Raw genomic sequence first — 24,347 nt, 5'->3', positions numbered from 1 at the left:
CAGCGCATGACATCAACAACCAGCATGATCACGTTGAAGGTCAACGGTGAAAAACACGTCTTGCCCGTTGACCATCGCACGACCCTGCTCGACGCGCTGCGCGAGCGGTTGGACCTGACCGGGACCAAGAAGGGGTGCGACCAGGGTCAGTGCGGGGCGTGCACCGTCCTGCTCGACGGGCGGCGGGTGGTGTCCTGCCTGCAGCTCGCGATGGCGGCCGAGGACCGTGAGATCACCACGATCGAGGGGCTCGCGGAGGATGACCGGCTGCACCCGGTGCAGCAGGCGTTCCTCGATCTGGACGGATACCAGTGCGGTTACTGCACTCCGGGACAGATCTGCTCGGCTGTCGCGGTGCTCGCCGAGCATGCGGCGGGCTGGCCGAGCGCGGTGACCGGAGATGTGCGGCCGGAGGCGGGACAGCCGGAACTGACGGCGGAGGAAATACGGGAGCGAATGAGCGGCAACCTGTGCCGCTGCGGTGCGTACGTGGCGATCGTCGAGGCTGTCGCACGCGCGGCTGACGCCCCCGGCAAGGCATCTGCCGTGACAGCCCGGCCCGAGGGGGCGAGACGGTGAAGGAATTCCAGTACCAGCGCGCGGGAGATGTCCCGGGCGCTGTCGCGCTGCTCGCCGCCGACCCGGAAGCTCGCTTCCTGGGCGGTGGCACCAACCTCGTCGATCTCATGAAGTGCGGTGTCGAACGCCCCGCCCGGCTTGTCGACATCCGGCGGCTGCCCCTCGACCGGATCGAACCGTCCCGGGAAGGCGGGCTGCGGATCGGTGCGACTGTGACCAACAGCGATCTGGCTGCTCATGCTGAGGTCCGTAGCCGTTACCCGGCACTGGCACAGGCGGTGCTGGCCGGTGCCTCCGGGCAACTGCGCAACATGGCCACGGTCGGTGGCAACCTGCTCCAGCGCACGCGGTGCCCCTACTTCGCGGACCTGGCCAAGCCCTGCAACAAGCGTGCCCCGGGCAGCGGGTGTCCCGCCATCACGGGTGAACACCACAACCACGCGATCCTGGGCGCTTCAGACCATTGTGTCGCCACGCATCCCTCGGACATGGGTGTCGCGTTGACCGCTTTCGATGCGATCGTCCAGTACGAGACGGCCGAAGGGCCGGGCGAATTGCCGCTCACCGAGTTCTATCTCCCGGTCGGCGACAGCCCGCATCGGGAGACGGCTCTGCCACCAGGGGCACTGATCACCGGCGTGACGCTCCCGCCCGCCCGGGTGGCCGCCAACTCCCGTTACCGCAAGGTGCGCGAGCGGGCCTCGTACGCCTTCGCGATGGGCTCGATCGCCGCCGCGCTCGACGTTCGGGACGGCATCGTCCACGACGTGCGCCTGGCCTTCGGAGCAGTGGCATCGCGGCCGTGGCGTGCCCGGGCGGCCGAGCGGCTGCTGGTGGGCCGCCCGGCGGACGCCGAGGCCTTCGCCGCGGCAGCCGACGCCGAACTCGCCGCGGCGAGGCCGCTGGCCGGCAACGCGTACAAGGTGACGCTGATCCGCAACCTCGTGGTCTCCGAGCTCACCACCCTGGTCCAGGAGGGAACCCGATGACCGTCACCGCAGGAAAGGAAGCCACCCGCTCCGTCGGTACCGGGCTGACCCGTGTCGAAGGCCGGGAAAAGGTCACCGGAGCGGCCCGCTACGCGGCCGAAGTCCCCTTCCCCGACCTGGCCCACGGCTGGCTGGTGCTGTCCACCGCCGCTCGTGGCCGCATCCGTTCGGTGGAGACCGCTCCCGTTCTCGCAATGCCGGGTGTGCTGGAGGTCCTGCATCACGGTAACGCCCTGCCGGTGGACGCCGGCTTCGTCATTCCGCTCCTGGGCACCCCTCCGGACTCCCTCGTCGCTCTGTTCCAGGACGACCGGATTCCCTGCGCGGGCTGGCCGGCAGCGCTGGTCGTCGCCGAGACCTCCGAACAGGCCAGGGAAGCCGCCGAAGCCCTCGTGGTGCACTACGAGACCGAGCCCCACGACATCCTGCTCTCCGGCGATCGCCCGGATGCCGTCGCGCTGGACAGCCAGGTGACCGGGCCGGGAGTGACGCTGAAGGGAGACCTGGAGGCCGAACTCGCGGCGTCGAGCTTCGTCGTGGACGCGCAGTACACCACTCCGCAGGAGCACCACAACCCGATGGAGCCGCACGCGGCCGTGGCCCGCTGGCACGAGGGCACCCTTGAGGTCGTCGACGCCAACCAGGGCAGCGGCTACATCGCACAGCTCCTCGCGCAGCTGTTCTCCCTCGACCCGGCCACCGTGCGGGTACGCGCCGAGCACGTCGGCGGCGGCTTCGGCGGCAAGGGGCAAATCAGCGTGCACCAGGTCGCCGCCGTGATGGCCGCGACCAAGCTGGAACGCCCCGTCCGCGTGGTCCTCACCCGCCGCCAGGTGTTCGCGCTGACGGGCTACCGCAGCGCCACCGTCCAGCGGGTCCGGCTCGGCGCCGACGCCGACGGGCGACTGCGGGCACTGAGCCACCGCTGCCTCGCCATGACCTCGACCACGTACGACTTCGCCGAGCCCACCACCGCCGTGGCCCGGGTGATGTACGACGCGGACGCTCACCACACCTCCAACGAGATCGTCCGGCTCGACGTGCCGACCCCCTCGTTCATGCGCTCACCAGGCGAGACACCCGGGGCGTTCGCCCTGGAGTGCGCCATGGACGAACTCGCGGAGAAGAGCGGCATCGACCCGATCGAGCTGCGTATCCGCAACGAGCCCGAACGCGGCCCGGTGTCCGGGCTGCCGTTCAGCAGCCGCAATGTGGTCGCCTGCTTCCAAGAGGGAGCGCGCCGGTTCGGGTGGAGCGAGCGCGACCCCCGTCCCGGCATACGCCGCGACGGGCGCTGGCTGATCGGCACGGGCACCGCGGCGGCCACCCACCTCGTGATGTCCGTGCCGTCCACGGCAGCCGTGACCGCGGAACCGGACGGGACCTTCACCGTCCGCATCGGGGCGTCCGACATCGGCACCGGCGCCCGGACCACGCTCACGATGATCGCCGCCGAGGCCCTCGACGTCGTACCGGACCGGGTACGGATCCATATCGGGGACAGCTCGCTTCCCCCGGCGGTCATCGCGCTCGGTTCGACCGGGACGCGGTCCTGGGGCTGGGCGATCAAGATCGCGGTCGACGAGCTGCGGAACATGCTCATCCCCGGTATGACCATCCCGCCCGAGGGAATCACGGCCAGGTCGGACACCACCGCCGCCGTCGTCGGCCTCATGCAGAACGCGCCGAAGGAACGGCACACGTACGGAGCCCACTTCGCCGAGGCCGCGGTGGACACCACCACAGGCGAAGTGCGGGTGCGGCGCATGCTCGGCGTCTTCGCCGCCGGCCCGATCGTCAACCCCCTGACGGCCCGCTCCCAGCTCACCGGCGGCATGATCTGGGGCATCTCCATGGCCCTGCACGAAGAGGCGGTCCTGGACGAGGTCACGGGTGGGATCGTCGGAGCGGACCTCGCCAGCTATCACATCGCCGCACACGCCGACGTGCCCAAGGTGGAAGCGACGTGGGTGGAAGAACCGCCAGACCCTGACGACCCGGTCGGGCTCAAGGGCATCGGCGAACTCGGGAACGTGGGACCGGCCGCGGCGATCGCCAACGCCGTCTGGCACGCGACCGGTGTACGCCACCGTCACCTGCCCATCCGCCCCGACCGAGTGCTGTCCGCGCTCAGCGACACCGTACGAGGAAAGGCGACACGATGAACACCTCTGAGCAGTCTCCTGGTAAGGCGACGGACAACGCGCCTCCTCTCGTGTACGACTCGGATGTTGTGGTCGTCGGGGGAGGAATCGCCGGTCTTGCAGCAGCCTTTCGCCTTCATCAGCAGGGCTGGAGTGTGACTGTTCTCGAAGCGGCGGAGTCGGTCGGCGGAAGGATGTCCAGCATCGAGCGCGACGGATTCGTGCTCAACCGAGGGGCGACGATTCTGCCGGCATCCTTCACCAACATCCTTCAGTTGACCGAGGACTCCGGCCTCGGGAAACCGTTCAAGCCACTCGCTGTTACCGTGGGCATGCCGCGGGACGGACGTATGCGTTTTCTCGTCCGCCGGGGTGGTCTGGGTGGAGTCCTCGACCTTGTCGGGACCGATCTACTCTCGTTCCGCAGCAAAATGTTGATGCCTCGTCTCGCCGTGGACGTGCTGCGTTGGCGCCGCCGATTGGCAGGTGACAAGACCTACCAGGCGGCAGCAAGACTCGACAACGAGACCGTTGCCTCGTACGCGCTTCGCAGACTCAACCAAGAGATTCTCGACTACGTGCTGGATCCTTTCCTCCGCGCCCTCTACCTCGGGGAAACGGCCGACATGTCAGTCGTTGACCTCTTTCTCTCGCTGAGCAAGCTCGGCGGCGGGCCACTGGAATATCCGAGCGGCATCAATTTCCTGCCCGAACGGCTGGCATCCTTCGTCGATGTGCGCACCGGAGCCGTCGCCCGGGACGTCCGGCATGTCTCCGGCGGCGTTCGCACCGTATGGCGGGACAGCGATGGTGAGCACACGCTCACCACCCGCGGCGCCGTTCTCGCCATGAACGGACAGGACCTGCTGCCGGTCTACCGCGACCTGTCCGACCGGCAGCGCGAACTGATCGGCTCCGTGCGCCACAAGAGCGTGCTCAAGGGAATCTTCGCCCTGCGCCGCCTGCCGGCGGATGTACCGACCCTCATTCCCGTGCCACGCGCCGCCGGCCTCGGCCTGGCCATCACCGTGGTCGACTCCCACTCGATGCCCGATTCCGTTCCGCCGGGCAAGGCCGCGATCTCCGGTCACTGGGTGAGTGAACACAGCAAGGAAGTACTTGAACGCCCTGACGAAGAATTGCTTCCCGAAATGATTCGGGAGATGGAGAAGGTCATTCCTGGGCTTTCCGCGGAGTTGGAGTTCGCCCATATCGTACGGTGGGGTTTCGCGACGAACTCAAGATACCGCGGGTTCTACGACACGGTGGCAAATATTCGCCGCACTCTGGATCCGGACGATGTCATTCAGCTCGCCGGCGAGTACCTCGCGCTCTCCGGGACTGCCAACTCTGTTGAGAATGGTGAACGTGCGGCAGCCAACCTTGATGAACGTCTGCGTTCGCTGTACGGATCGCCGAAGAACCCTTCGAATCTGTAAATCGGTCTGGACCTGAAACAGAACGCGACGTCGGTAAGAGTGATCAAACGTGCCGAGTCGAAAGTCGTTCACAGATTGACTATGCGTCAGGAGCGGCTGTTTCCCATCGGCAGGAGAAGACAGACATGGCAAAGATGACCTTCCCCGAGTGGGCCCCGCAGCGGACCGGGTTCCCGACGAGCGACCGGGCCGCGCAGATCAGATTTCTGCTGCGTTTCGCGATTCTCGCGCCGTCGGGCCACAACGCCCAGCCGTGGAGATACGAGATCGATCACGAGTCCGGGTCACTGCTCATCAACCTCGAGTGGTCGCGGGTCCTGCGGGTGTCGGACCCGAACGACCGCATCACCTTCATGGCCCTGGGCACAACGGCCCGCAACTTCGTCCGTGCGGCCGAATGCTACGGGCTTGCTGCGGACGCGCAGATCGTCGGGGAGGGCACCGAGTCATACGTGAGGGTTACGCTCACCGACGCCCGGGATGACGCCGAGCCGTCGACCGACTGGATCGATGCCATCACGCGCAGGATCTCCAACCGATCCAACTTCTACAAAGAGGAACTGAGCGAGCCGCTGAAGGCCCGGCTCACGGACTTCGAGGTCGCGGGCGTCGAAGTCCGCACCTACACCTCGGCGGACGACAAGCGGGCCCTCGCGCACCTCACCTCGATCAGCTCAAAGAAGCTCATCAACTCGAAGACCTTCCGCGGCGAGCTCGCTCAGCACGTCCACCCGAACACGACGACGAAGCGCACGGGGATGCCGGCGTCGGGGCAGGGGATTCCTGGGCCCATTTCGCCTCTCGCGCCGTTCGTCGTGCGCCACGCGAAGATCGGAACCTGGTTCTCGATCAAGGACCGCAAACAGCTCACCGACGCGCCGATGATTGTCGTCCTCATCACCCCGGGCGACGCTCCGCACGACTGGATCCGGGCCGGCATGGCACACGAGGAGCTGTTCCTGAGAACGACATCCGAGCGGCTCGCGCTCGACACCTTCGCAGCCGCGACGTGCGACGACGACTCGCGGGCGAGGCTGGCAAAGCGTCTGGAGGTGGACGGCTACCCCCAGATCCTGGTCAGGACCGGACGTGCGAAGAAGCAGAACAGGCCCCACACCCCGCGGCTCCGCATCGATGACGTCTTCACAGAGGCTCCCGCCGTGTAGAGAGCCGGCGAGTCTGCTCAGCCAAGCTCAGACACAGCCATCGGGTACCTCTCTGTGCTGCGTGGGTGAACGTTGCCGGGGCGGCGATCGCCGCCCCGGCATGGCGCATCAACTGGGCCGGGTGGCGGCGAGGTCGTTGAGGGCGCCGTTCACGACGTACCAGGAGACATTGAGGGTGTCGCGGTCGGGTGTGTGGGCTTCGCGGAATTCGCGGTGGGGGTGGACGAAGTTGCGGTAGTCCCGCAGGGCGTGGCTGAAGTTCGTCACGTCCGCGTCGATCCAGCGTGCCTTGTAGCAGATGTCGATCAGTTCTCCGAGGTTCATGTTGTTGGGGCCTTTCCTGCCGAGCAGGGTGGCGTCGCGTTCCTGGACCGCGGTGAGCAGGACGCCTTCGAGGAGGCTGCCGAGCATGATGACGGCGGCAACGTGGGCGCCGTTGGCGAAGCAGGTGCGGGCCTCGTCCAGCCGACGCCCGAGCAGGGCGGCCATGCGCTGGTCGGCGATGATGTCGGCCATGGTGGCCTTGAGTTCGACCGGGGCGTGCTGGCCGGGGTGGGCGAGTGCGGGGTCGCAGGGCACGAGGCGTGGTCGGCCGCCGGGGTTCTCGAGACGGAGACCTTCGTGGACGAGGAAGGTGTTGACGGCCGCGAGGACCTTGGGGAGCTGGTCGGGTTCGTCGTAGTACTCGCGGGCGTCGGCCAGGCGGAGCAGAACCTTCTCCAGTTCGCTGGGCTGTGTGCGGCGTTCCAGGAGGCGGTCGAGCGTCCACTCGGCGCGGGATTCCCCGTCGATATCCGGTACGTCGCGCCAGCCGGCGTTCTGCAGGAAGTGGGCGATCTCGAAGGCTCTGCGGTAGAAGAGGTGGTCGTCGCCGCAGATGACGCGGGCGAGTTCCTTGAGGGTGTTGGTGTCGAGCGGGGCCGACATGGCCCCCTGGGTCTGTGTCATGCGGAGACCTCCAGGCCGTCGTCGCCGTCCGTGTCGTTGTCGTCCATGCCTGTTGCGTCCTGCTCGGCGGAGGCGTCCGCTTCGTCGGCCTCGGTGTCGTCGGTTGCGTCCGGAAGGGCGAGTGGCGCCCAAGGAGCGCTGGTCGTGGGTGCGGCCGGGGTGGAGGAGTAGTCGGCCGGGCGGATGTCCAGGCGGTCGAGTTCGTCCCACAGGCCGTTCAGTGCCTCTTCCGGGTCGAAGCGGAACTCGCTCTCCCGTACGCGCCAGAAGCGCCAGCCCACGCGGCGCAGTTCGCGGTCGCGCTGATGGTCGCGGTCGATCTGCTCGCGTGTGGTGTGGTGGAAGTACTCCCCGTCGCACTCCACGGCGAGTCGTCCGCGGGCGCCGACGACGACCAGGTCGATGCTCTTGGTGCCGGCGGGGTACTGGGGTAGGACGTGGTAGCCGCGTTCCTTGATCTGCAGGTAGACCTGCTGCTCGAACAGGGACTGGAACGGCTGGGTGGGCACGTCGGGGCGGACCGGGCCGATGTCATGGGCGGCGGCGAGTGCCGCGGGCGGGTTGTCCATGTAGGTGAGGAGGTTGAGTCGCAGGTCGTTCGTCCTGAGGCGGTCGTGCGGCACGGAGTGGAAGAGCCACATCTGGTCCTGGGCCCGGCTGGCGGCGACGTTGTAGGCCTGCTGTTCGGGGCGGGAACCGCCGGCGATACGCGGTGGGTCGGTGACGACCATCGACAGCAGGATGACGTGCCGTTCGTCGCCCTGGAACGATGCGGCGTTGCCGACCCGGATGCGGTGGTGTTCGCGGGCGGTCGGCGAGATCCGCTTCTCGATCAGGTTCTGCAGGTATTTGGTCTGCCCGAATCCCTGCAGCACGATCACGCCAATGGTCTTGTCCTGGTAGGCCGCATCGGTCGTCATCCGTTCCAGGGTCTCGACGATGGCTTCGGCTTCCTTGGGGTTGTGGATGCGTCCTTCCCTGCCGACGGTCGCGGCGTCCTCGACGAAGGTGGTGCGCAGGGGTTCGAGGCGTTCGCCGCCGTACTGGCGCAGGGGCAGCAGCTTGTTGTCGTAGAAGGTGCTGGACGACCAGTTGATGATCTCCGGGACGCAGCGGAAGTGCTCATCGAGCCGGATCACCTCGGGAAAGAAGGTGGTCAGCAGGCCGTAGAGGTTGGTGTGCGGCATGTACAGCTCGCGCAGGCCGGTGGGCATGTCGGGCAGGTGGGCCGCGAGTTTGTCGCGGATCGCCTGGTGGCGGCCCTTGCCAGAGAGCGGAGGGGCGCACTGTTTGTCGTCGCCGACGACAATCACCCGCGGAGCCAGCCACAGCAGGAACAGGGCGTCCATGCCGGCCTGGCTCGCCTCGTCGACGATCACGACGTCGAACGAGTGGCGCTGGGCCTGGATCATCTCGGCGACCTGAGCGATCGGCATGACCCAGGCGGGCACCGCGCCCTGCGCCACGGTCATCCGTTCGCGGGCGGCGGCCCGGAAGTGCCCGGCACTTCGTCCCTTGCCGCGTCCGACGGACGCCATGTGGGTGCGGTATGCCTGAAGGGCCGACTTCTGTTCCTGTGTCATGTTCTGGCGGCAGTGCAACCGGCCCCAGGCCGCGGCGAGTTCACCGGTCACCTCCTCCAGGCGTGTTTCCTGTTCGGTCAGCTGGGCATCGAGCTTGTGTTCCAGGCCGGGCGTACGTCGTACGGTGATGAACTGGGCGGCCTTGCCCCAGGCCCAGGCGCGTTCCAGCGCCGCCAGGCGGTGATCCCACGCGGGATCGTGGGCCTCGTCCAGCAGACGACCTGCCAGAAGCGGGTGCGCGGCGCGCAGCGTGTTGAGGAGCTGGGCGCACTGCCGTCGGTTCGCGTCCTGCCGGTGCGCCAATTCCAAGGCCTCGACAGCCTTGGCGTAGGCATCGAGGTCCTGGTCGCGCAGGGCCGTGACGAGCGCCCGGGCCTCTTCTGATGGATGCTCGCCAGCTGGCGTGGCGCTCAGGTCCGCGTCCCAGCGGGCGAGTTGGGCGAGCGCGTCGTCGGCGGCGCGGCGCCCGGACAGCGCGGTCATCGCGAGCACCAGGTCCTGCCACGTCTCCCGGGTGGTGAGCAGCAGGCGCACACCATGCCGGACCAGGAGCGCGTCGACGTTCTCGCGCGCCCGGGCGAATGCGGCGATGTGCTGCAACTGGGCCGTACGGCCGTCGAGTTCGGCGAGCTGCACCTCGATGTCGGCGTCGGGGAGCGGGGCTCCGGCCTGCTGCCAGCGCACGGCCACCGCGTCCAGCGCGATATGGGCGCGCAACCGGGCCAGAACGTGGTCGAGGTCCTCGACCGTGCGTGGGGCGCGGCCGTCGATGGTGCACAGGGTGAGGATCTCGTGGGCGTTCTTCTGCGCGCGCGAGGCCAGAGGCTGCATCCGTTCACGCACGGGGCGACCGCCCTTGGCCTCCAGGTGATCGCGTAACGCCTGGCCGGTGGTGACCATGCGCCCGGCTTGGTCAGCGTCCAGGTCCTGCGGCAGGCGGATGGGCCGCAGCCCGGACGCTTCCATGGAGCGCCGGGCTGCGGAGATCTCCGTGGTGGTGGCGGCGACGCGGTCCCACAGGGCGAGGTCGGTGCGAGCCAGGCGCTGGGTGAGTGCGCGGGTGATCCAGGAGTCGTTGCCCCAGCGGGTGGTGTCAGCGGTGAGACCGAGGTGGTGCAGGGATGTGGCGGCACTCTCCAGGAGGAGAGTGACCTCGTCGGTGATCTCAGGGGCGAGCGTGGCGAGTTCATTGCGCAGCTTCACCGTCTGCGGCGTAAGCCCATCGTCGGTGAGGCGGCTTGCGGCGAACGTGTTTGCCACCTCGTGCGCGGAAGGCACCTGCTCCAGCGCGGGCAGCGCGCCGCCGGACCGCGGTTCGCCCGCGCCGTCGCGCAGCAACAGCATTAGTTCCTGAGCCTGTTCGGCGGTGAGGGGCGGTGCGGTCGTGGCGCCCTCGGGCAGTGCTCCGATCCAGCCGTTCGCCTCTGCCTGGTCCTGGACCCGTTGCACGATCTGGGCGAGTGTCCCGTCGTAGCCGGGGGCGACAGCGCGGTGCCGGTACTCCTCCTCCCGCAGTGAGAGCACCTGTTCGGTGAGGGTGTTGATCCGGCCGCGGGTGTCCAGGCGCAACCTGCTGAGCCGCTCGATCTCGCCGTGCAGCGTCTCGGTGTCGGCGCCGGCCACCTGTTCGGTGAGCGCGGTGACGGTGCGGTCCAGCTCACTCGTGCCGTCCTGACGGGTGGAACTCAGCAGCAGCACGCACAGGTCACGAACGGCGGGCGGCAGCTTGTCGCGCAGCACCGTCAAGGGCTGGTCCCTCGCGCTGGTCACCAGGACGCGCTGGCCCTGCGCGAGCAGTGCGGACAGCAGATTGGCGATCGTGTGCGTCTTGCCCGTGCCCGGCGGACCCTGCACTACGACCCCGGTCTCCTTCTCCAGGCGCCGTAGCACGCTGCGTTGCTGTTCGTTCGTCTTGCCGGGGAAGAGCGGGTCGTCCCCGAACAGCGGGGCCCGGTCCATCCCGCGACCGTCCCACGCCGCACGCTCGGCCGGGTCGGGGTTCATCACCATCTGGGCGAGCCCGAGCGGCGCGTGTCCCTCAGCCACGATGGCGTCGGCGATCTGGCTGTACACGCGCAGCAGAGCGTTGAGGTTCCGGGGCCGCAGCACCAGGGCCGGGGCATACGTCAGGCGTGCTGCGGGCTCCGGCGCCTGCGGCGGTTGCCAGCGTGCGCTGAAGGCGATGCGCTGCTCGGTGGCCCGCTCCTGCCACTGCGACAGCAGCTCCAGCGCGTCAGGGTGCAACGGGTGCGTCGACCGTGCGGCGATCTCCTCCGCCAGAGCCGCGCCCCGCTCCCGTACCCAGCCGTCACCGGTGTCCAGAAAGTCCTGGTCCTCCAGACGCAGAGCGCCCTCCGCGGACAGCCGCACGGTCACCCGTGCCGTACGGCGGTCCACGGATGTCTCGAGCCGCTGGGTGAGCAGATGCCGGTGCACCGTGTCCGCGTCCGGCTGGCTCCACGTCAACAGGCCGACCGCAAGCACCAGTTCGGTCCGGTCGTCCTCCAGGGCCAGCCGCTGGTGCCAGGCGTAGACCTTGTCGTACAGCGCGCGCAGCGGACGCTCGCGCCGCTCCCGCTCGGCCCACTTGCGCCACCGGTCCAGCCAGGGCCCGTACGCCCGCTGCACCTCGCCGGCCTCGTCGCGCGACACGGTGGCGCCGTCGTCCTCCGCCGTGGCGCCGCTGAGGACCGGCAGGTGACTGCGCCCCGGTCCGTGCTCGGCCAATGGCGGGTCGATCCCGTCCGCGTCCATGCACAGCAGCGGGTCGACCCATCCGTCGAGTACCTCAGGCAACTCTGGCGGCGTGGACTGCGATACGTGGTCCAGCCGAAGGATCATTCCGTCGTCGCGCGGCGTGGGCCTGCTCACCTGCTCAGGCAGGTCGGCCAGCCACAGCCGCTCCCGCTCCCGCTCCCGGCTCCGGTCGTCGCGCTGCCGTTGATGGCTGCTGTGCACCATGTCCCGCAGGAAGTTCACAAGGCCGGTGGTCTGTGCGACGACATCGGGGTGGGCGGCGTGGCGTCGTTCAGCGTTCACTCTTCTCCTCCCGGTCGCTGACGAACGTTCCAGGATGAGGGGCGCCCCGGCATGCGATGACGCGCTTCGATGAAGATGGCCTGATCGCCTCCACGGAAGGGATGTGGGCGGCAAAGAGCAGGCGTGCCACATCAGTTCGAGAAGGTGGTTGCGGCACCAGGTTGAAGCGCTTCGATCGTGGCGAGCAGGGTGTATCGCCTGTGTGCTGCCGCCGGGACTCTCGTTCAAGGCGCTTGGCGTGAAATCGGCTGATTCCCGGAACAGTGGGTACAGGACGCCCGCCCGTCTGACGGCGGTCATGACAAGGGGCTCTGATCAATAGTTCCGGCGGCGATATGGGTGCGCGGCTGGCTGAACGAACTGTTCACAGCCGAGTACTTCACTGACCGGTTATCCCGGCCGACGGGCGGCTTGACCTGTCGCCGGCCCGTCTCACGATGGTCTCGGTGCTGCTACGCAGTACGCGGAGAACCCCACCGGCCGGCAGGCCGCCGAGTCCGTGCGATGCCGACTGGACCGGAAGTACCGCCTCAGCCTGAAGCTGGATGCCCCGGGCTCCGACTGCTCGCTGCTCGGCGACTTCCGGCGACCGCATGGCCGAGGGGGACCGCGCCGCCCCGGCTGCTTGCCGTGATAGTTGACCGCCTCGCGTCCGCGGACCTGCTCAAGCGGCACGCTCGGCTACGTACCGATGCACTCACTTGCTCGCCGCGGTCCGTCGACTCAACCGCGGCGAACTGGTCGCCGAAATCCTGCGGTTGACCCCGGGTGAACTCGCGGCGTAAGCCGAGGCCTGGTTTGCCGAGCTCATCACGCCACGGTGGGCCGACCGCGACGGCCTGCCGGTCCGCTTCGACCGGCTGCCTCGAATGGGGTGGACCCTCACCCCGCAGCACCGCTCCCCCGTGGCCTGAGCGCGTCACAGACGAGGTCGAGCAGGCGATCGACCTGCTCCCTGGGGGCGTCGGCCGCGATGGCGAAAAAGACGCCGACGAGCATCGCGGTGACGTCGTCGGGGTCGACGTCCGGCCGGAGGACGCCGGCCGCGGCGCCCCGCTCCAGGAACTCGGCGATCGCCGCGGTGACGCGCTCCCGCGAGGGAGGTGCGATACGTCCGGCAGCGAACCCTGCCCGCAGTGTTTCCATCATCCCGTGCTTGGTGGCAACAAAGGTGGCATAGCGGCCCATCCAGGCCCGGAACGCGACATCGGCAGGGTGCTGTGCCAGCAGGGCGGGGACGCTCGCCGCGACCCCTTCCAGTTCAGTGGCATAGACGGCGTCGACGAGGCTTTCGCGGGTGGGGAAGTGGCGATACAGGGTCCCGATCCCCACTCCGGCTTGGCGGGCGATGGCCTCCAGGGCAACGGGACCGTCACCTGCCGCGAAAGCGGCCTGGGCGGTGGCGATGAGCTTTTCGCGGTTGCGCTGCGCATCGCGGCGGGTCGGCCGACCGCCGGCATCGGACGTTCCGCCCGACTTGCGGGCCGGTGACGCTTCGGACGGACTCAAAACGGAGGCTCCTCCGGTAGTGCTACGGTGAACGTAACGGAGGCTCCTCCGCTTTCTTCATTTTCCCATGAGAGCAGGTAGTCATGACGTCCGCAGGCACCCCCTCCTCCGAAGCCGCTCCTGCCGGGGCCTCGCGCCCCGGTGGCATTGGTTCGCTGGCCGGTCGTACCGTGTCGCGCGTCGGGTATGGCGCGATGCAGCTGGCGCGTCTACAGGGCGACCGCAGCGCCGCCGTCGCCCTCGTGCGCCAGGCGATCGACCTCGGCGTCGACCACGTGGACACTGCCCAGTTCTACGGCAACGGCTTTGTCAACGACGTACTCCGCGAAGCGCTTCACGGTCAGGACGACGTCCTGATCGTGAGCAAGGTCGGCGCCACCGCCGACCCCGACGGCCCGGTGCCGGTGCGTCTGGCGCAGCGGCCCGAGGAGCTGCGGGCCGAGATCGAGAGCGAGCTCGCCACGCTCCAGCGGGAGCAGATCCCGGTGGTGAACCTCCGTCGCGTGGATGGGGGTCACACGGGGGTCCCCGTCCCGGACGACCAGATCGTCGACCTCGACGACCAGCTCGCGGAAATGATCGCGTTGCGCGAGGAGGGCAAGATAGGTGCGATCGGGCTAAGCAGCGTGACGCTGGACGTTCTGCGCCGCGGCCTGCCCGCGGGCATCGTCTGTGTGCAGAACCCCTACAGCCTCGTGTCGCGCGAGGACGAGGACATGGCACAGTTCTGCGCGGACGAGGAGATCGCCTGGGTGCCGTACTTCCCCCTCGGCGGCGCGTTCCCGGGTCGACCGAAGGTGACCGACGAGCCGGCTGTGCTCGCCGCGGCCGAGAAGCTGGGGTGCGCCCCGGCGCAGGTCGGCCTGGCCTGGCTGCTGCACCGATCCCCCAACGTACTGCTCATCCCGGGCACCACCGACACCAGCCATCTCGTAGCGAACCTGGCGGCGGGCGCGATCACCCTGGACGAGGAGACTCTCGCCGCCCTCGACGCAATCCCGACACGCCCGGCCGCCGCGCCGGGCCACTGACGCAGCACCGGTTCCACCACGCCACCGCCACTCGATCCGCCGCCGGCCATTCCGGTCGGACACCAAGAGGGACCGCGCTCAGGACGAGCCGTCGAGCAGGCGCTTGGGGTGCATGCCGTCGACCATCCCGAGGAAGGGCGGATGGATGCTGTAGCCGAGCATCCGGCGGATGTCCTCGGTCACCGCTCGCACAGTGTCCCTGGTGGTGGAAAGGGTGAACGCCTCCTGCGGCCTGAGCCATGGCTCACAGTACTGGGCCGTGACGGCCAGTCGAGCGCGGTCGGAGGCGTTGGCGCCGCCTCCGTGCCACAGAGTGCCGACGAAGAAGACGCATGAGCCGGGTGACATAACGGCCTTCACTCGGGCGTCGCCGTCCTCCGGCCGACGGTCACCCCAGAGCTGGCTTCCCGGCAGGACCACGGTGGCTCCGTTGTCCTCCGTGAAGGCGTCGATCGCCCACACCGTGGCCGCGCTCAGCGGCGGCCGGGGACGGGGAATGGGGTACATGCCGTCGTCGGGGTGCAGAAGTTGGGGGTTCTCCCCGGGGAGGATATTGATGACCTGGAGCTGTGAGAGCAGGTAGTTCGGCATGAGCAGCCGGTCCAGAAGGGCCAGCACGCGCGGATGGTCGACCAGCCGGTCACAGGCCCGGGTCTTGTCGAGGGCGCTGTAGAGGCGCTGGGTCAGCCGGCCCTCGAAGGTGTTGCGGCCGGTCCTGTCCAGCAGAGGCGTCACGGCCGCCCGAATGTCCTGGCACTCCGCTTCGGTGAGCAGGTTGTCCAGGATGACGTAGCCGTCCCGTCGCAGGGCGGCGAAGTCGGCGTCGACCACGGCTTCAGGGACTGCGGTTCCACTGCTTTCCGTCGCCTTGTGCCGCCGAGCCAGGTCGGCGTGCAGGCCGTCGAGCGAGTCGATGGTGCCCACAGGGCTGTGGCCGGGTTCGGGCAGGTGGGGCGAGTGAGACATGGTGTCGTGCTCCTCGATGGGGAGGGCGGCTCAGCCGGGTCCACAAGCCCCAGGGGGCTGACCCGTTACGCCTGACGGTTGTAGTTGTCATGAACCAAACATGTCCTGCAGCCCGCACCGAGTGCGCCCGCCCGAGGTCACACCCCCAGGGCCATCTACGCCCGGTCCGAGCTCATGCGCATGATCTCGATGTCGACCCTGCCGAGCCTGCGTTCCTCGACCATTCCGTCTCGACGGGCTCACGACACCGAGCAAAGCGGACAACTGTCCACTACCAGAAACGATACCCGGCCCCTCGCTCGAACGGCAAGCGCACCCTCGCGCGAGAAGCTCAATTCCTTCACTCTTGCCAACCGGACAGTCGTCCGGTACGTTCTCCCCAGCTACCGGACGACTGTCCGCTTAGCTTCATCCGTGACGTCCAGGCCAGCGGACGGCGCCCCAAGGCAGCGCCGCCGCAAGCGACGTCCCCCTCCCCCGCCAACGTCCCCAGACAACGGAGTTCCACCATGCATCTGCCTCGCCGAACCGTCCTGACGGGGGCAGCCGCCGCGGCCGCCGCCCTCTCGTCATCACCGGCGATCGCGGCACCCTCCAGGAGTCGGCACACCGGCCCGGCGCACCTGTCGAACACCCGCATCCTGCTGCGCAACGGTCATGTGATCGACACCGAGCCTCAGCCGGTCGCCCACGCCGGTACCGACGTCCTGATCGAGAGAGGCCGGATCACCGCCGTCGGCCGCAACCTCCGCGCGGGCGGCGCCACCGTCATCGACGCCACCGACCGGATCGTGCTTCCGGGCTTCGTCGACACCCACCGCCACGTGTGGCTGTCGGCGCTGCGCACCTCGACCGTGGGCCTCGACCTCAACGCCTACCTCGGCGTCCTGGGCCAGTACGGCCCGCGGCTGCGCCCCCAGGACATGTACAACGCGACCCTGGCCGGCCTGCTGGAGAGCCTCAACTCCGGGGTCACCACCCAGCTCGACTACAACCACGGCCTGTACTCGCCCGACCATGCCGACGCGGCCCTCGACGCAATGCAGGCGGCAGGTCTGCGCGCGGTGTTCGCCTACGGCGCCCCGATCGGACCGGCCGCCGACCTCGCGGATGTCCGCAGGGTCCGCACCAAGCGCCTGTCTGACGACAAGGCACTCGTCACCATGGCCTACGGTCCGCTCGGCCCTTCCTTCACACCGATCCAGACGGTGATCGAGGAATGGCGTATGGCGGACGAACTGGGCCTCCCCCTGACCTTCCACGTCAGCGCCGGCCCCGTCACGCAGACGCCCATCGCCGCACTGAAGGAGCGCGGTCTGCTGCGCCCCAACACGCTCTACGTGCACGGCAATTCGCTCTCCGACAGCGAGATCAAGCTGATCAGCGACTCGGGCGGCAAGGCCGCCGCCGCGCCCAGCTCTGAGGCCGGGATGCGCGTCGGCGCGCCCGTCTCCAGCCGCTTCCAGCGCCTCGGTGTCACCGCTGGCCTCGGCGTCGACGCGGTGTCCTCCGTCCCCGGCGACATGTTCTCCCTCATGCGGGCGGCGCTGCTCGCCAGCCAGGTCACCGACGACGCCCCGCTGACCGCCAAGGACGTCCTGCGGATGGCCACGATCGACGGCGCCTCCGCGCTGGGGCTCGACGACCGGATCGGTTCGCTGCGCCCCGGCAAGCAGGCCGATGTCGTCCTGCTCCGCCTGGAGGACCTCGACATGCTCACCGCCGAACGCGATCCGATCGCGGCCGTGGTCCAGTCGGCGAACCCGCAGAACGTGGACACGGTCATCGTCGCGGGACGGGTGATGAAGTCCGCGGGTCGGCTGCTCCACGCCGACCTCCGCCGCACCGCCCGGGCCCTGCGCTCCACGGCGGCCACGATCAGCGGCAACTGACCCTGCCTCCGACTGTTGGCCGCCCCCGAAACGGGACGTCGATCGCCGGCGTCGACGCTCTGATGCCCCTCCGCATCAGAGCGCGGGCCGGTCGCTCTGCGAGCCCGAAGCCGTGATGTTCCCCCCACGACCTCGGGCTCGGGCCTGCCCGGCGTGTCAGGCGTTCTTCTCGGAGACCCCGGCAGAGTCGAAGGTGGCCATGTCACGCAGGGCACGGACCGCCGCCTGGACGAGGGGCAAGGCCAACAAGGCGCCGGTGCCTTCGCCGAGCCTCAGCCCCAAGTCGACCAGGGGATGCAGGTGGAGATGCCGCAGGGCGATGGCGTGCCCCGGCTCGACCGAGCGGTGTCCCGCCACACAGACGTCCAGGGCGGCCGGAGACAATGCCGCCGCGACCAGCGCCGCCGCCGCGGCGATCACACCGTCCAGGATCACCGGGACCCGGTGCGCGGCGGCGGCCAGTACGAACCCGGCGAGCGCGGCGTGTTCCAGACCGCCGACCGCCGACACCACGCCGATGGGGTCGCGAGGGTCCGGCTGATGCCGTGCGAGAGCCGTGCTCACCACCTGTGCCTTGCGCCGACGGGTCGGCTCGTCGACGCCCGCTCCATGGCCGGTGACCTCGTCCGGGTCGGCACCGGTGAAGGCGGCGATGAGCGCCGCAGACGCCGTGGTGTTGGCGATGCCCATGTCGCCGGTCAGCAGGCAACGGCTGCCACGGTCCACGAGTTCGTCGGCGACGCCGATGCCGACCTCGATGGCGCGGACGGCCTCCTGTCTGGTCATCGCGGGCCCAAGGGTCATGTCCGCGGTCCCACCCCGGATCCTGCGGTGCAGCAGTCCGTCCGACGCGCCCTCCCCATCTGGCACCGGAGTCGCCACGCCCACGTCCACCACGACCACCTCGGCTCCGAACTGCGCGGCGAAAGCGTTCACGGCACCGCCCGAGGCCAGGAAGTTGTTGACCATCTGAGCCGTCACCTCCTGCGGCCAGGCGCTGACGCCCTGGGCGTGGACACCGTGGTCGGCGGCGAAGACGGCGACTGCGGCGGGCTCGGGCATCGGCGGCGGGCAGACGCCGGCCAGGCCCGACAGTCGTATCGACACGTCCTCCAGGAATCCCAGCGACCCGGGCGGCTTGGACAGCCTGTTCTGCCGGTCACGGGCCGCGGCGAGGGCGCCGGGGTCCGCGGGGGTAATGGCGGCCAGTGTGCTGTCGAGCAGCAGGCCTTCGGCCAGGGACGACGAAGAGACCGGCTCGAAGCCGGGTGCGGGCATCACGAAGGAACACCTTCCGATGTCGGCGGTTTTCCACGCCACCGTGACGGACCGTGCCTGGGCGGGAGGTGCCTGGCCGCGGGACGGGCGGAATATCCTGGCTCCCGGATCTCGGTACGCGGCCGTACGACCTGGTGTCCGACGCCGACTCCCGGCCTTCCCAGCGGTCGGCTCACGCCGGTTGCCAGTGGCCATGCGCGGGAGGCGGCTCCCCGGTTACAGTGGCGGGCCCGCCCCGGAGTTGGGCCGTTCCGCCCGCACCGGAGTTCCTCCGCATCCGTCCCGCGCATCGTGCCATACGCCTGCTGCCGGTCAGCAGGCGGGGACCGGCCAACAACAGGTCCTGGATCTCCTCCGCGTCCCAGACGTCGGCAGGGTCAAATTGCGGCTCGGAGCCGGCGCCGATCGTCTGCTCGGCCCAGACGGTCTTTTGGTGGAACCGGCTGCCTCCGCGCCTGGCGAGTCGGGCCACCAGGAACAGGTCTCGCCCTCCGCGGTGACAGCGACCTCACTCGCCGCACGTCCTACGACACCTTCTGCCCCGTTGGCCCCTGGCTCGTCACCGCCGATGGCGTCAGCGAGTTCCAGCGACGGTGAACACCGGCACGATGAAGGTCCCGATCGACCAGATGATCACCTACGCCTCCAGCGTGATGCCCCTGCGACCAGGTGACCTGTCACGACCGATGCCCCCTCCGGGCGGCGCCCCCAGCGGCTGACCGGGGCTGCTGCGGGCTCACCACGTAACACGCGACCGGTGCGCGACCAGGCCCTGCGGACCGTCTCCGTTCCCCTCCTGGAGCGTTTCCGCTTCGGAGGGATCGACCGGTGTCTGCTCATGAGCCAGCAGGGGCAGCGAAAGCCGAAAGGTCGCCCCCTGGCCGGGGACGGATTCGACCTCAATCGTGCCTGCGTGAGCGGTGGCCAGAGAGTGCGCGATGGAGAGACCGAGACCGGCGCCCCCGGTGGCACGGGTGCGGGAGGTGTCGGCGCGGTAGAAGCGCTCGAAGATGCGGGCTCGCTGGCCCGGGGTCAGCCCCGGCCCCTCGTCGGCCACTTCCAGGACCGCGTGGTCGGCGATGACGCCCACCCCGATGCGGATGGGCGTACCGGCCGGTGTGTGGGAGACGGCGTTGCCGACCAAGTTGGTCACCACCTGGCGCAGCCGAGCCTCATCGGCGAGGGCCGGCGCGGAGGCCGGTGGGGTGTCGCCTGCCGGACCGGTGAGCGTGACGGTCCGCGCCGCGTCCAGGGCACGTACGTCGTGCAGGGCGTCCGCCGCGAGCGTGCGCAGGTCGGTGGGGGCTAGGTCGAGGTTCGACGCGTCGCCCGGCGCGCGACCGGCCGTGGGTTGCCCCGTGGCTTTGAGCGCGTCTTCGTCGAGACGAGCCAGCAGAAGCATGTCCTCGACAAGGCGGGTGAGGCGCTCGGACTCACGCGCGATGCGGGCCATCGTGGCGTCGATGTCCTCTCGGTCCGCGAGGGCACCCATGCCGTGGAGGTCGGTGAGGCCCTTGATGCCGGCGAGCGGCGTGCGCAACTCGTGGCTGGCGTCGGCTACGAAGCGGCCCATCCGGGCCTCGGACTCGGCACGGGCAGCGAACGCGGCCTCCAACTGGCCGAGCATGCCGTTCAGCGCCGTGGCAAGACGTCCCAGCTCCGTGTTCGGACCAGCCAGTTCGGGAACCCGGCGGGAGAGGTCACCGCCGGCGATCTCGGCTGCCGTCTGCTCGACACGGGACAGCGGCCGCAGCCCGGACCGCACGGCGAACCAACCCGCTACGGCCAGGACCGCGAGCAGAGCGAGCCCGGTGGTGCGGTAGTTCTCCCACATACGACCCACCGTGCCGTCCACCTGCTCCATCGACGTCGCCACGACCACGCTGCCGGAGCCGGAGGCCGACGTCACCGTGCCTCCCGGCAGCACGGCACGCGTCACCCTCGGCACCGCGATCACTCGCCAACGTGTGTCCCCCTCCGTACTGCCGACGGTGAAGGGGCGGCCACCGCGGGCGGCGACTGCGGCCACGTCCAGACGCGAAAGAGCCGGGCCCCGCGCCTCTCCGGCCCGGTGCTGTGACCCGACGGAGTCGATGCTGTTCTCGATGGCGCCGTCCGCCGCGACATAGGTGATGACCGGGTTGCCCAGGATGTCGGCGCGGAACTCGCTCACCCGCGCCGGCGGATCCCGGTCCGCTCCGTTCTGCGCCATCGTGGGCGGCAGGACAGCGAACACCTGGGCGGTCGCACGGAGTTGGGAATCGACGCGATCCTCCATGTACCCGCGCAACGCATTGCCGGTGACCAGAGAGAACGCCGTGAACCCAGCCGTCAGCAGGGCGACGGCCAGCACCAACACCCGATTGCGCAGGGATGCTCGCGCCCACAAGACACGCACGCGCCGGTGCCGGGTCATGACCTGGGGCCGCGCAGTACGTAGCCGACACCGTGCACGGTGTGGATGAGTTTGGGACCACCGTTGTCGATCTTGCGGCGCAGATAGCTGATGTAGGTGTCGACGATGCCGGTGTCGCCGTTGAAGTCGTAGTCCCACACCCTCTGGAGGATCTGCGGTTTGGCGACCGTGCGCCCGGCGTTGCTCATCAGGTGATGCAGCAGACGGAACTCCGTGGGTGACAAGCGCAGCGGCTCGCCCCCGCGTGCCACCTGGACCGCGTCGGGGTCGAGTTCCAGGTCGGCCACGCGCAGCAGGCCGGTAGGGGCGCCGCTGGTGCGTCGTAGCACGGCCCGGATGCGGGCGATCAGCTCCTGGAGGTCGAACGGCTTGGTCACGTAGTCGTCACCGCCCAGCACGAGTCCCTCGACCTTGTCCCGGGTCGCGTCACGAGCAGTGAGAAACATGACCGGGATGTGCGCGGTACGGGTTCCCGCGGCCGGGCGGTGCCGCTCGCGCAGTCGCCGGATCACTTCGAAGCCGTCCAGATCGGGCAGCATCACGTCCAGCAGCACCAGATCCGGCGCGACCTCGTGCGCACGGTCCAGGGCCTCCTGGCCCGTCCCGGCCGCAGCGACGGTGAAACCGGCGTACCGCAGGGCCGCGCACAACAGTTCTCGGACGGTGGGCTCATCATCCACGATCAACAGGTTCACGCCCGTGTCCATCACCGCCGGGTCGCTTCCAACTCCGGTACCGGGCAGGACGGAGCGCTCAACAGATGTCAAAAGATGCCTCCAGGCGAGCGGGAACAGGCTCCCGGCTCTGCCGGACTGGAACGTGCGACGGAAGTCACGGGACCCACGGCGGCCGGAATGCTGCCGGGCAGGATACGAAGGGGGCTGTTGTCACCGCGTAAAGCCCGGCGTCAGCGCACGCCACGGCCACGCACTGTGGACAGCAGGGCTCCGGTGAATCCGGCGACGCTGCCGACGAGACGGCCACCGCGCACCACGGACAGCAGGCTTCCGGCGAACCCCGCTGCCGCACCGATGAGGAGCCCGAAGCCGACCGTCGTCAGCACACTGCCGCTCAACTCGGCCCGCATGCCTCCCATTTCGCTGCCGAACATGCTGATGCCGAAGTTTCCGGACGCCCCGACCTCCCAGGTCGCCAGGCCCAGGACCACGGCGGTGACCACACCGAGCCGCTCGGCCATGACGAAGTGCCCGGCCAGCGGGCCCCGGTAGGGGAGCATTGGCCGCTTCCGGCGGGAGTGGGTCGTCCGAGCTGCCCGGCAGGCACAGGCGACCAGGATGAGGCCGGTCACCGTGAGAGCCACAAGCCACAGCGGCCAGTCGGCCACCGACAAGGACCTCAGATGTTCGACGCGGTCGGGTTGTTGTGTGTCCCCCATCCCGCCGGTGTCGGCCATTCCCCCCATGAGAGCGGCCATCGGATTGCTGCCGTCGCTCTGCACCTGGTGCATCGCGGCCGTCCACGAGGAGCCGACGCCCAAGGTCAGGAACACCACCAGGGCATTCGGGGCGACCAACAAGGCGGCGCCAGCTGCCGAGCCCGCCCGGCCCCCGACCACCGCCCCGACGAATGCCACGGTCACCGTCGGCAGGGCGGCCAGGACGAGAACCGCGCGGACGACAGCCGAGAGGCTCCGCCCCCAGTCGGTGCGCAGCTTGTCGAGCGCACCGCCCAACGGCAGCCGCCCCCGGCGGCTGATCAAGCACCCTGTGCCGATCACGACGGCCACCCACAGCAACGCGCCCAGGCCTGCCAGCCCTGCATTCACCTCGTACGCCATCGACTGCGCCCCCGCACCGCCACCGCCCATGAGACCACCCATGCCTTCCGCGGACTGGTCTTCTCCTGGCCTCATCCCGGACATCGCCCCCTCGGGCAGGGTGGCCGATCCGTGACCGAGGCCCGCCACGATCATGAACGTGACCATGGCCGCGGCAGCCGCTCCAGCTGTCCGGACGGCCACTTCGCCGCCAGTGAACCGTCGTTGCTGCCCTTGACGCAGCCGCCGGGAGAAGGTGAGCCAGAGGACGACGGCACCGGACATCGTCACGCCGAGCGGCACCACATGGGCCGCACCGGTCATCGACGCTCCCATTCCGCCACCGCCGAACATGGAGGTCAGCGCGTCCGTCGAGCCGGAGTCGGCGGAGGGATCCGGGCCCGCGGTGACCGGGCCCCCGACGGCCATGGCCGTCACGGTCATTGTCAGACGCCACAGCGATCCGAAGGAACTCGCGCCGAGCAATGCGAGCGCGAGTACGGACACGGTCGCCATCGCGACCAGTGCGCACAAGGCGGCAGCCGCTCCTTCCGCCGCGTTCTGCCACGGACCGATCAACCCCACTGGCACGGTGCGCCGCTGGGACTGCCGCTTGTCGCCCGGCTGCGGGCCGTTGCCTGGCCTCTGACCGTCTCGAGGCCGCGGACTGTTCCGCGACCGTGGACTTGCAACAGTCCGACTCTGAACACGGGGCGTGGTGGCAGCCATGCGGGAAACACTCCGCTCGCTCACAGGGGAGCACGCGGCGCCGACGGGGGAATTACGACGCCGCGTGCCATGGGGACTCGCACACCTTGGCGGTCCCGGCTACGACGCCCCCGAGAGGTTCTGGGAGATTTCTGAGAGTCGGCGGGAGAGCGTCCCAGGTCACGCAGTACGCACCGACGGAGTCTCCGGCCTCCTCTCAGAAAGTTCCCAGAAGGGCCTGCCACCTTCGACTCGATTGCACTACAGGAGTCGGCGTGCAAGGCTTGCATTTATGAAGGAAAGTGCAATCACGTTGAGGCGGAAGTGGGTCGCGGCACGCATCACTGCTTGCGCCCAGGCGCTCGCCGAGGAGCGCGGCATCGACGGATTCACGATGGACGATGTCGCCGAGTGCGCCGGGGTGTCGAGACGGACGCTGTTCAATTACGTGCCCGGGAAGCTGGACGCGATCCTCGGTGTGCCGCCCGATCCGGACCCTGCGCTGTTCTCCGAGTTCCTGGGCGGCGGGCCGACCGGCCGGCTCGGGGACGACGTCAGGGCGATCGTGGGCGCGCTGCTGGAAAGCAAGGACAGCGAGCCGGGTGACGTGGAACGCGTCCGACGGCTGATCGCCTCGGACGTCCGGTTGCACAAGGCGATGCACGAACGGTTCGGCAAGGTCACCACGTTCTTCGCCGAAGCGATCCTGACCCGCGAGGGCCCGGACGCCGATCCGCTCCGGGGGCGAGCGGTCGCCACGGTGACGTTGGCGCTGTTCGACCTGGCGCTCCAGAACTTCGTCGCCGACCCGAAGACGAGTCTGGTCGACCACTACATGCGAGCCATCGACAGCGCCGCCGCTCTCTTCGACTGATCTTGCCCC

Annotated in this window: 16 protein-coding genes and 1 riboswitch; of the genes, 8 read left to right on the top strand and 8 right to left on the bottom strand. The window is 69.1% G+C overall.

Annotated features, from left to right (window positions below; genetic code table 11):
• Nucleotides 1-24: 24 nt before the first annotated feature.
• From IQ210_RS41215 to IQ210_RS41195, 5 genes are all read left to right on the top strand, one after another.
• Nucleotides 25-579, top strand: a complete 555-nt coding sequence (locus IQ210_RS41215; protein ID WP_019068858.1) for a (2Fe-2S)-binding protein — start codon at nucleotides 25-27, stop codon at nucleotides 577-579.
• A complete protein-coding gene (locus IQ210_RS41210) occupies nucleotides 576-1,568 on the top strand; it encodes an FAD binding domain-containing protein (protein ID WP_194084402.1) in 993 nt (330 codons plus the stop codon). The genes IQ210_RS41215 and IQ210_RS41210 overlap by 4 nt, the downstream gene beginning before the upstream one ends.
• On the top strand, nucleotides 1,565-3,733 hold the full coding sequence (locus tag IQ210_RS41205) for a xanthine dehydrogenase family protein molybdopterin-binding subunit (RefSeq protein WP_019068856.1): 2,169 nt from the start codon (nucleotides 1,565-1,567) through the stop codon (nucleotides 3,731-3,733). The genes IQ210_RS41210 and IQ210_RS41205 overlap by 4 nt, the downstream gene beginning before the upstream one ends.
• On the top strand, nucleotides 3,730-5,151 hold the full coding sequence (locus tag IQ210_RS41200; protein ID WP_228049393.1) for a protoporphyrinogen/coproporphyrinogen oxidase: 1,422 nt from the start codon (nucleotides 3,730-3,732) through the stop codon (nucleotides 5,149-5,151). The genes IQ210_RS41205 and IQ210_RS41200 overlap by 4 nt, the downstream gene beginning before the upstream one ends.
• A 125-nt stretch (nucleotides 5,152-5,276) precedes the next feature.
• On the top strand, nucleotides 5,277-6,317 hold the full coding sequence (locus IQ210_RS41195) for an Acg family FMN-binding oxidoreductase (protein WP_194084401.1): 1,041 nt from the start codon (nucleotides 5,277-5,279) through the stop codon (nucleotides 6,315-6,317).
• A gap of 108 nt (nucleotides 6,318-6,425) precedes the next feature.
• Here the strand turns inward: IQ210_RS41195 and IQ210_RS41190 are convergent, their stop codons facing one another.
• The 3 genes from IQ210_RS41190 to IQ210_RS41180 all read right to left on the bottom strand — a co-directional run bounded on the left by IQ210_RS41190 (nucleotide 6,426) and on the right by IQ210_RS41180 (nucleotide 13,396).
• The gene (locus IQ210_RS41190; RefSeq protein ID WP_194084400.1) at nucleotides 6,426-7,265 is read right to left on the bottom strand and encodes a hypothetical protein; all 840 of its coding nucleotides are present in this window, start codon (nucleotides 7,263-7,265) and stop codon (nucleotides 6,426-6,428) included.
• Nucleotides 7,262-11,887: an AAA domain-containing protein gene (locus IQ210_RS41185; protein WP_194084399.1), complete on the bottom strand. Its 4,626-nt coding sequence runs from the start codon at nucleotides 11,885-11,887 to the stop codon at nucleotides 7,262-7,264. The genes IQ210_RS41190 and IQ210_RS41185 overlap by 4 nt, the downstream gene beginning before the upstream one ends.
• Before the next feature lie 882 nt (nucleotides 11,888-12,769).
• Nucleotides 12,770-13,396, bottom strand: a complete 627-nt coding sequence (locus IQ210_RS41180; RefSeq protein ID WP_194084398.1) for a TetR/AcrR family transcriptional regulator — start codon at nucleotides 13,394-13,396, stop codon at nucleotides 12,770-12,772.
• 83 nt (nucleotides 13,397-13,479) lie between these two features.
• On the opposite strand from IQ210_RS41180, the gene IQ210_RS41175 reads away from it, so the two are divergent.
• Complete coding sequence (locus tag IQ210_RS41175) at nucleotides 13,480-14,427, top strand: aldo/keto reductase (RefSeq protein WP_194084397.1); 948 nt, start codon at nucleotides 13,480-13,482, stop codon at nucleotides 14,425-14,427.
• Between the two features lie 78 nt (nucleotides 14,428-14,505).
• Here IQ210_RS41175 and IQ210_RS41170 read toward each other — a convergent pair whose 3' ends face one another.
• Complete coding sequence (locus IQ210_RS41170) at nucleotides 14,506-15,393, bottom strand: phytanoyl-CoA dioxygenase family protein (protein ID WP_228049392.1); 888 nt, start codon at nucleotides 15,391-15,393, stop codon at nucleotides 14,506-14,508.
• Nucleotides 15,394-15,902: 509 nt separating this feature from the next.
• On the opposite strand from IQ210_RS41170, the gene IQ210_RS41165 reads away from it, so the two are divergent.
• Nucleotides 15,903-17,285 carry an amidohydrolase family protein gene (locus IQ210_RS41165; protein ID WP_019068848.1) on the top strand — a complete coding sequence of 461 codons (1,383 nt, stop codon included), beginning with the start codon at nucleotides 15,903-15,905 and terminating at the stop codon, nucleotides 17,283-17,285.
• A 156-nt stretch (nucleotides 17,286-17,441) separates the two neighbouring features.
• On the opposite strand, the gene cobT is transcribed toward IQ210_RS41165, so the two are convergent.
• The 4 genes from cobT to IQ210_RS41145 form a co-directional block, all read right to left on the bottom strand.
• Entirely contained in the window at nucleotides 17,442-18,563 is a 1,122-nt protein-coding gene (cobT, locus tag IQ210_RS41160) for a nicotinate-nucleotide--dimethylbenzimidazole phosphoribosyltransferase (RefSeq protein ID WP_019068847.1), read from the bottom strand.
• A gap of 91 nt (nucleotides 18,564-18,654) precedes the next feature.
• Nucleotides 18,655-18,834, bottom strand: a riboswitch (cobalamin riboswitch).
• A gap of 465 nt (nucleotides 18,835-19,299) precedes the next feature.
• Nucleotides 19,300-20,961: a sensor histidine kinase gene (locus IQ210_RS41155; protein ID WP_322658036.1), complete on the bottom strand. Its 1,662-nt coding sequence runs from the start codon at nucleotides 20,959-20,961 to the stop codon at nucleotides 19,300-19,302.
• 14 nt (nucleotides 20,962-20,975) lie between these two features.
• Nucleotides 20,976-21,686, bottom strand: coding sequence for a response regulator transcription factor (locus IQ210_RS41150; protein WP_019068844.1), 711 nt, complete (start codon nucleotides 21,684-21,686; stop codon nucleotides 20,976-20,978).
• A 200-nt stretch (nucleotides 21,687-21,886) separates the two neighbouring features.
• Nucleotides 21,887-23,341, bottom strand: coding sequence for a streptophobe family protein (locus tag IQ210_RS41145; RefSeq protein WP_322658059.1), 1,455 nt, complete (start codon nucleotides 23,339-23,341; stop codon nucleotides 21,887-21,889).
• 415 nt (nucleotides 23,342-23,756) lie between these two features.
• On the opposite strand from IQ210_RS41145, the gene IQ210_RS41140 reads away from it, so the two are divergent.
• Nucleotides 23,757-24,338, top strand: a complete 582-nt coding sequence (locus IQ210_RS41140) for a TetR/AcrR family transcriptional regulator (protein WP_194084396.1) — start codon at nucleotides 23,757-23,759, stop codon at nucleotides 24,336-24,338.
• Nucleotides 24,339-24,347: the final 9 nt, after the last annotated feature.

The sequence above is a fragment of the Streptomyces justiciae genome (assembly GCF_015163075.1).
Classification (GTDB): Bacteria; Actinomycetota; Actinomycetes; order Streptomycetales; family Streptomycetaceae; genus Streptomyces; species Streptomyces justiciae.
This window is presented reverse-complemented; position numbering and strand designations above follow the sequence as displayed.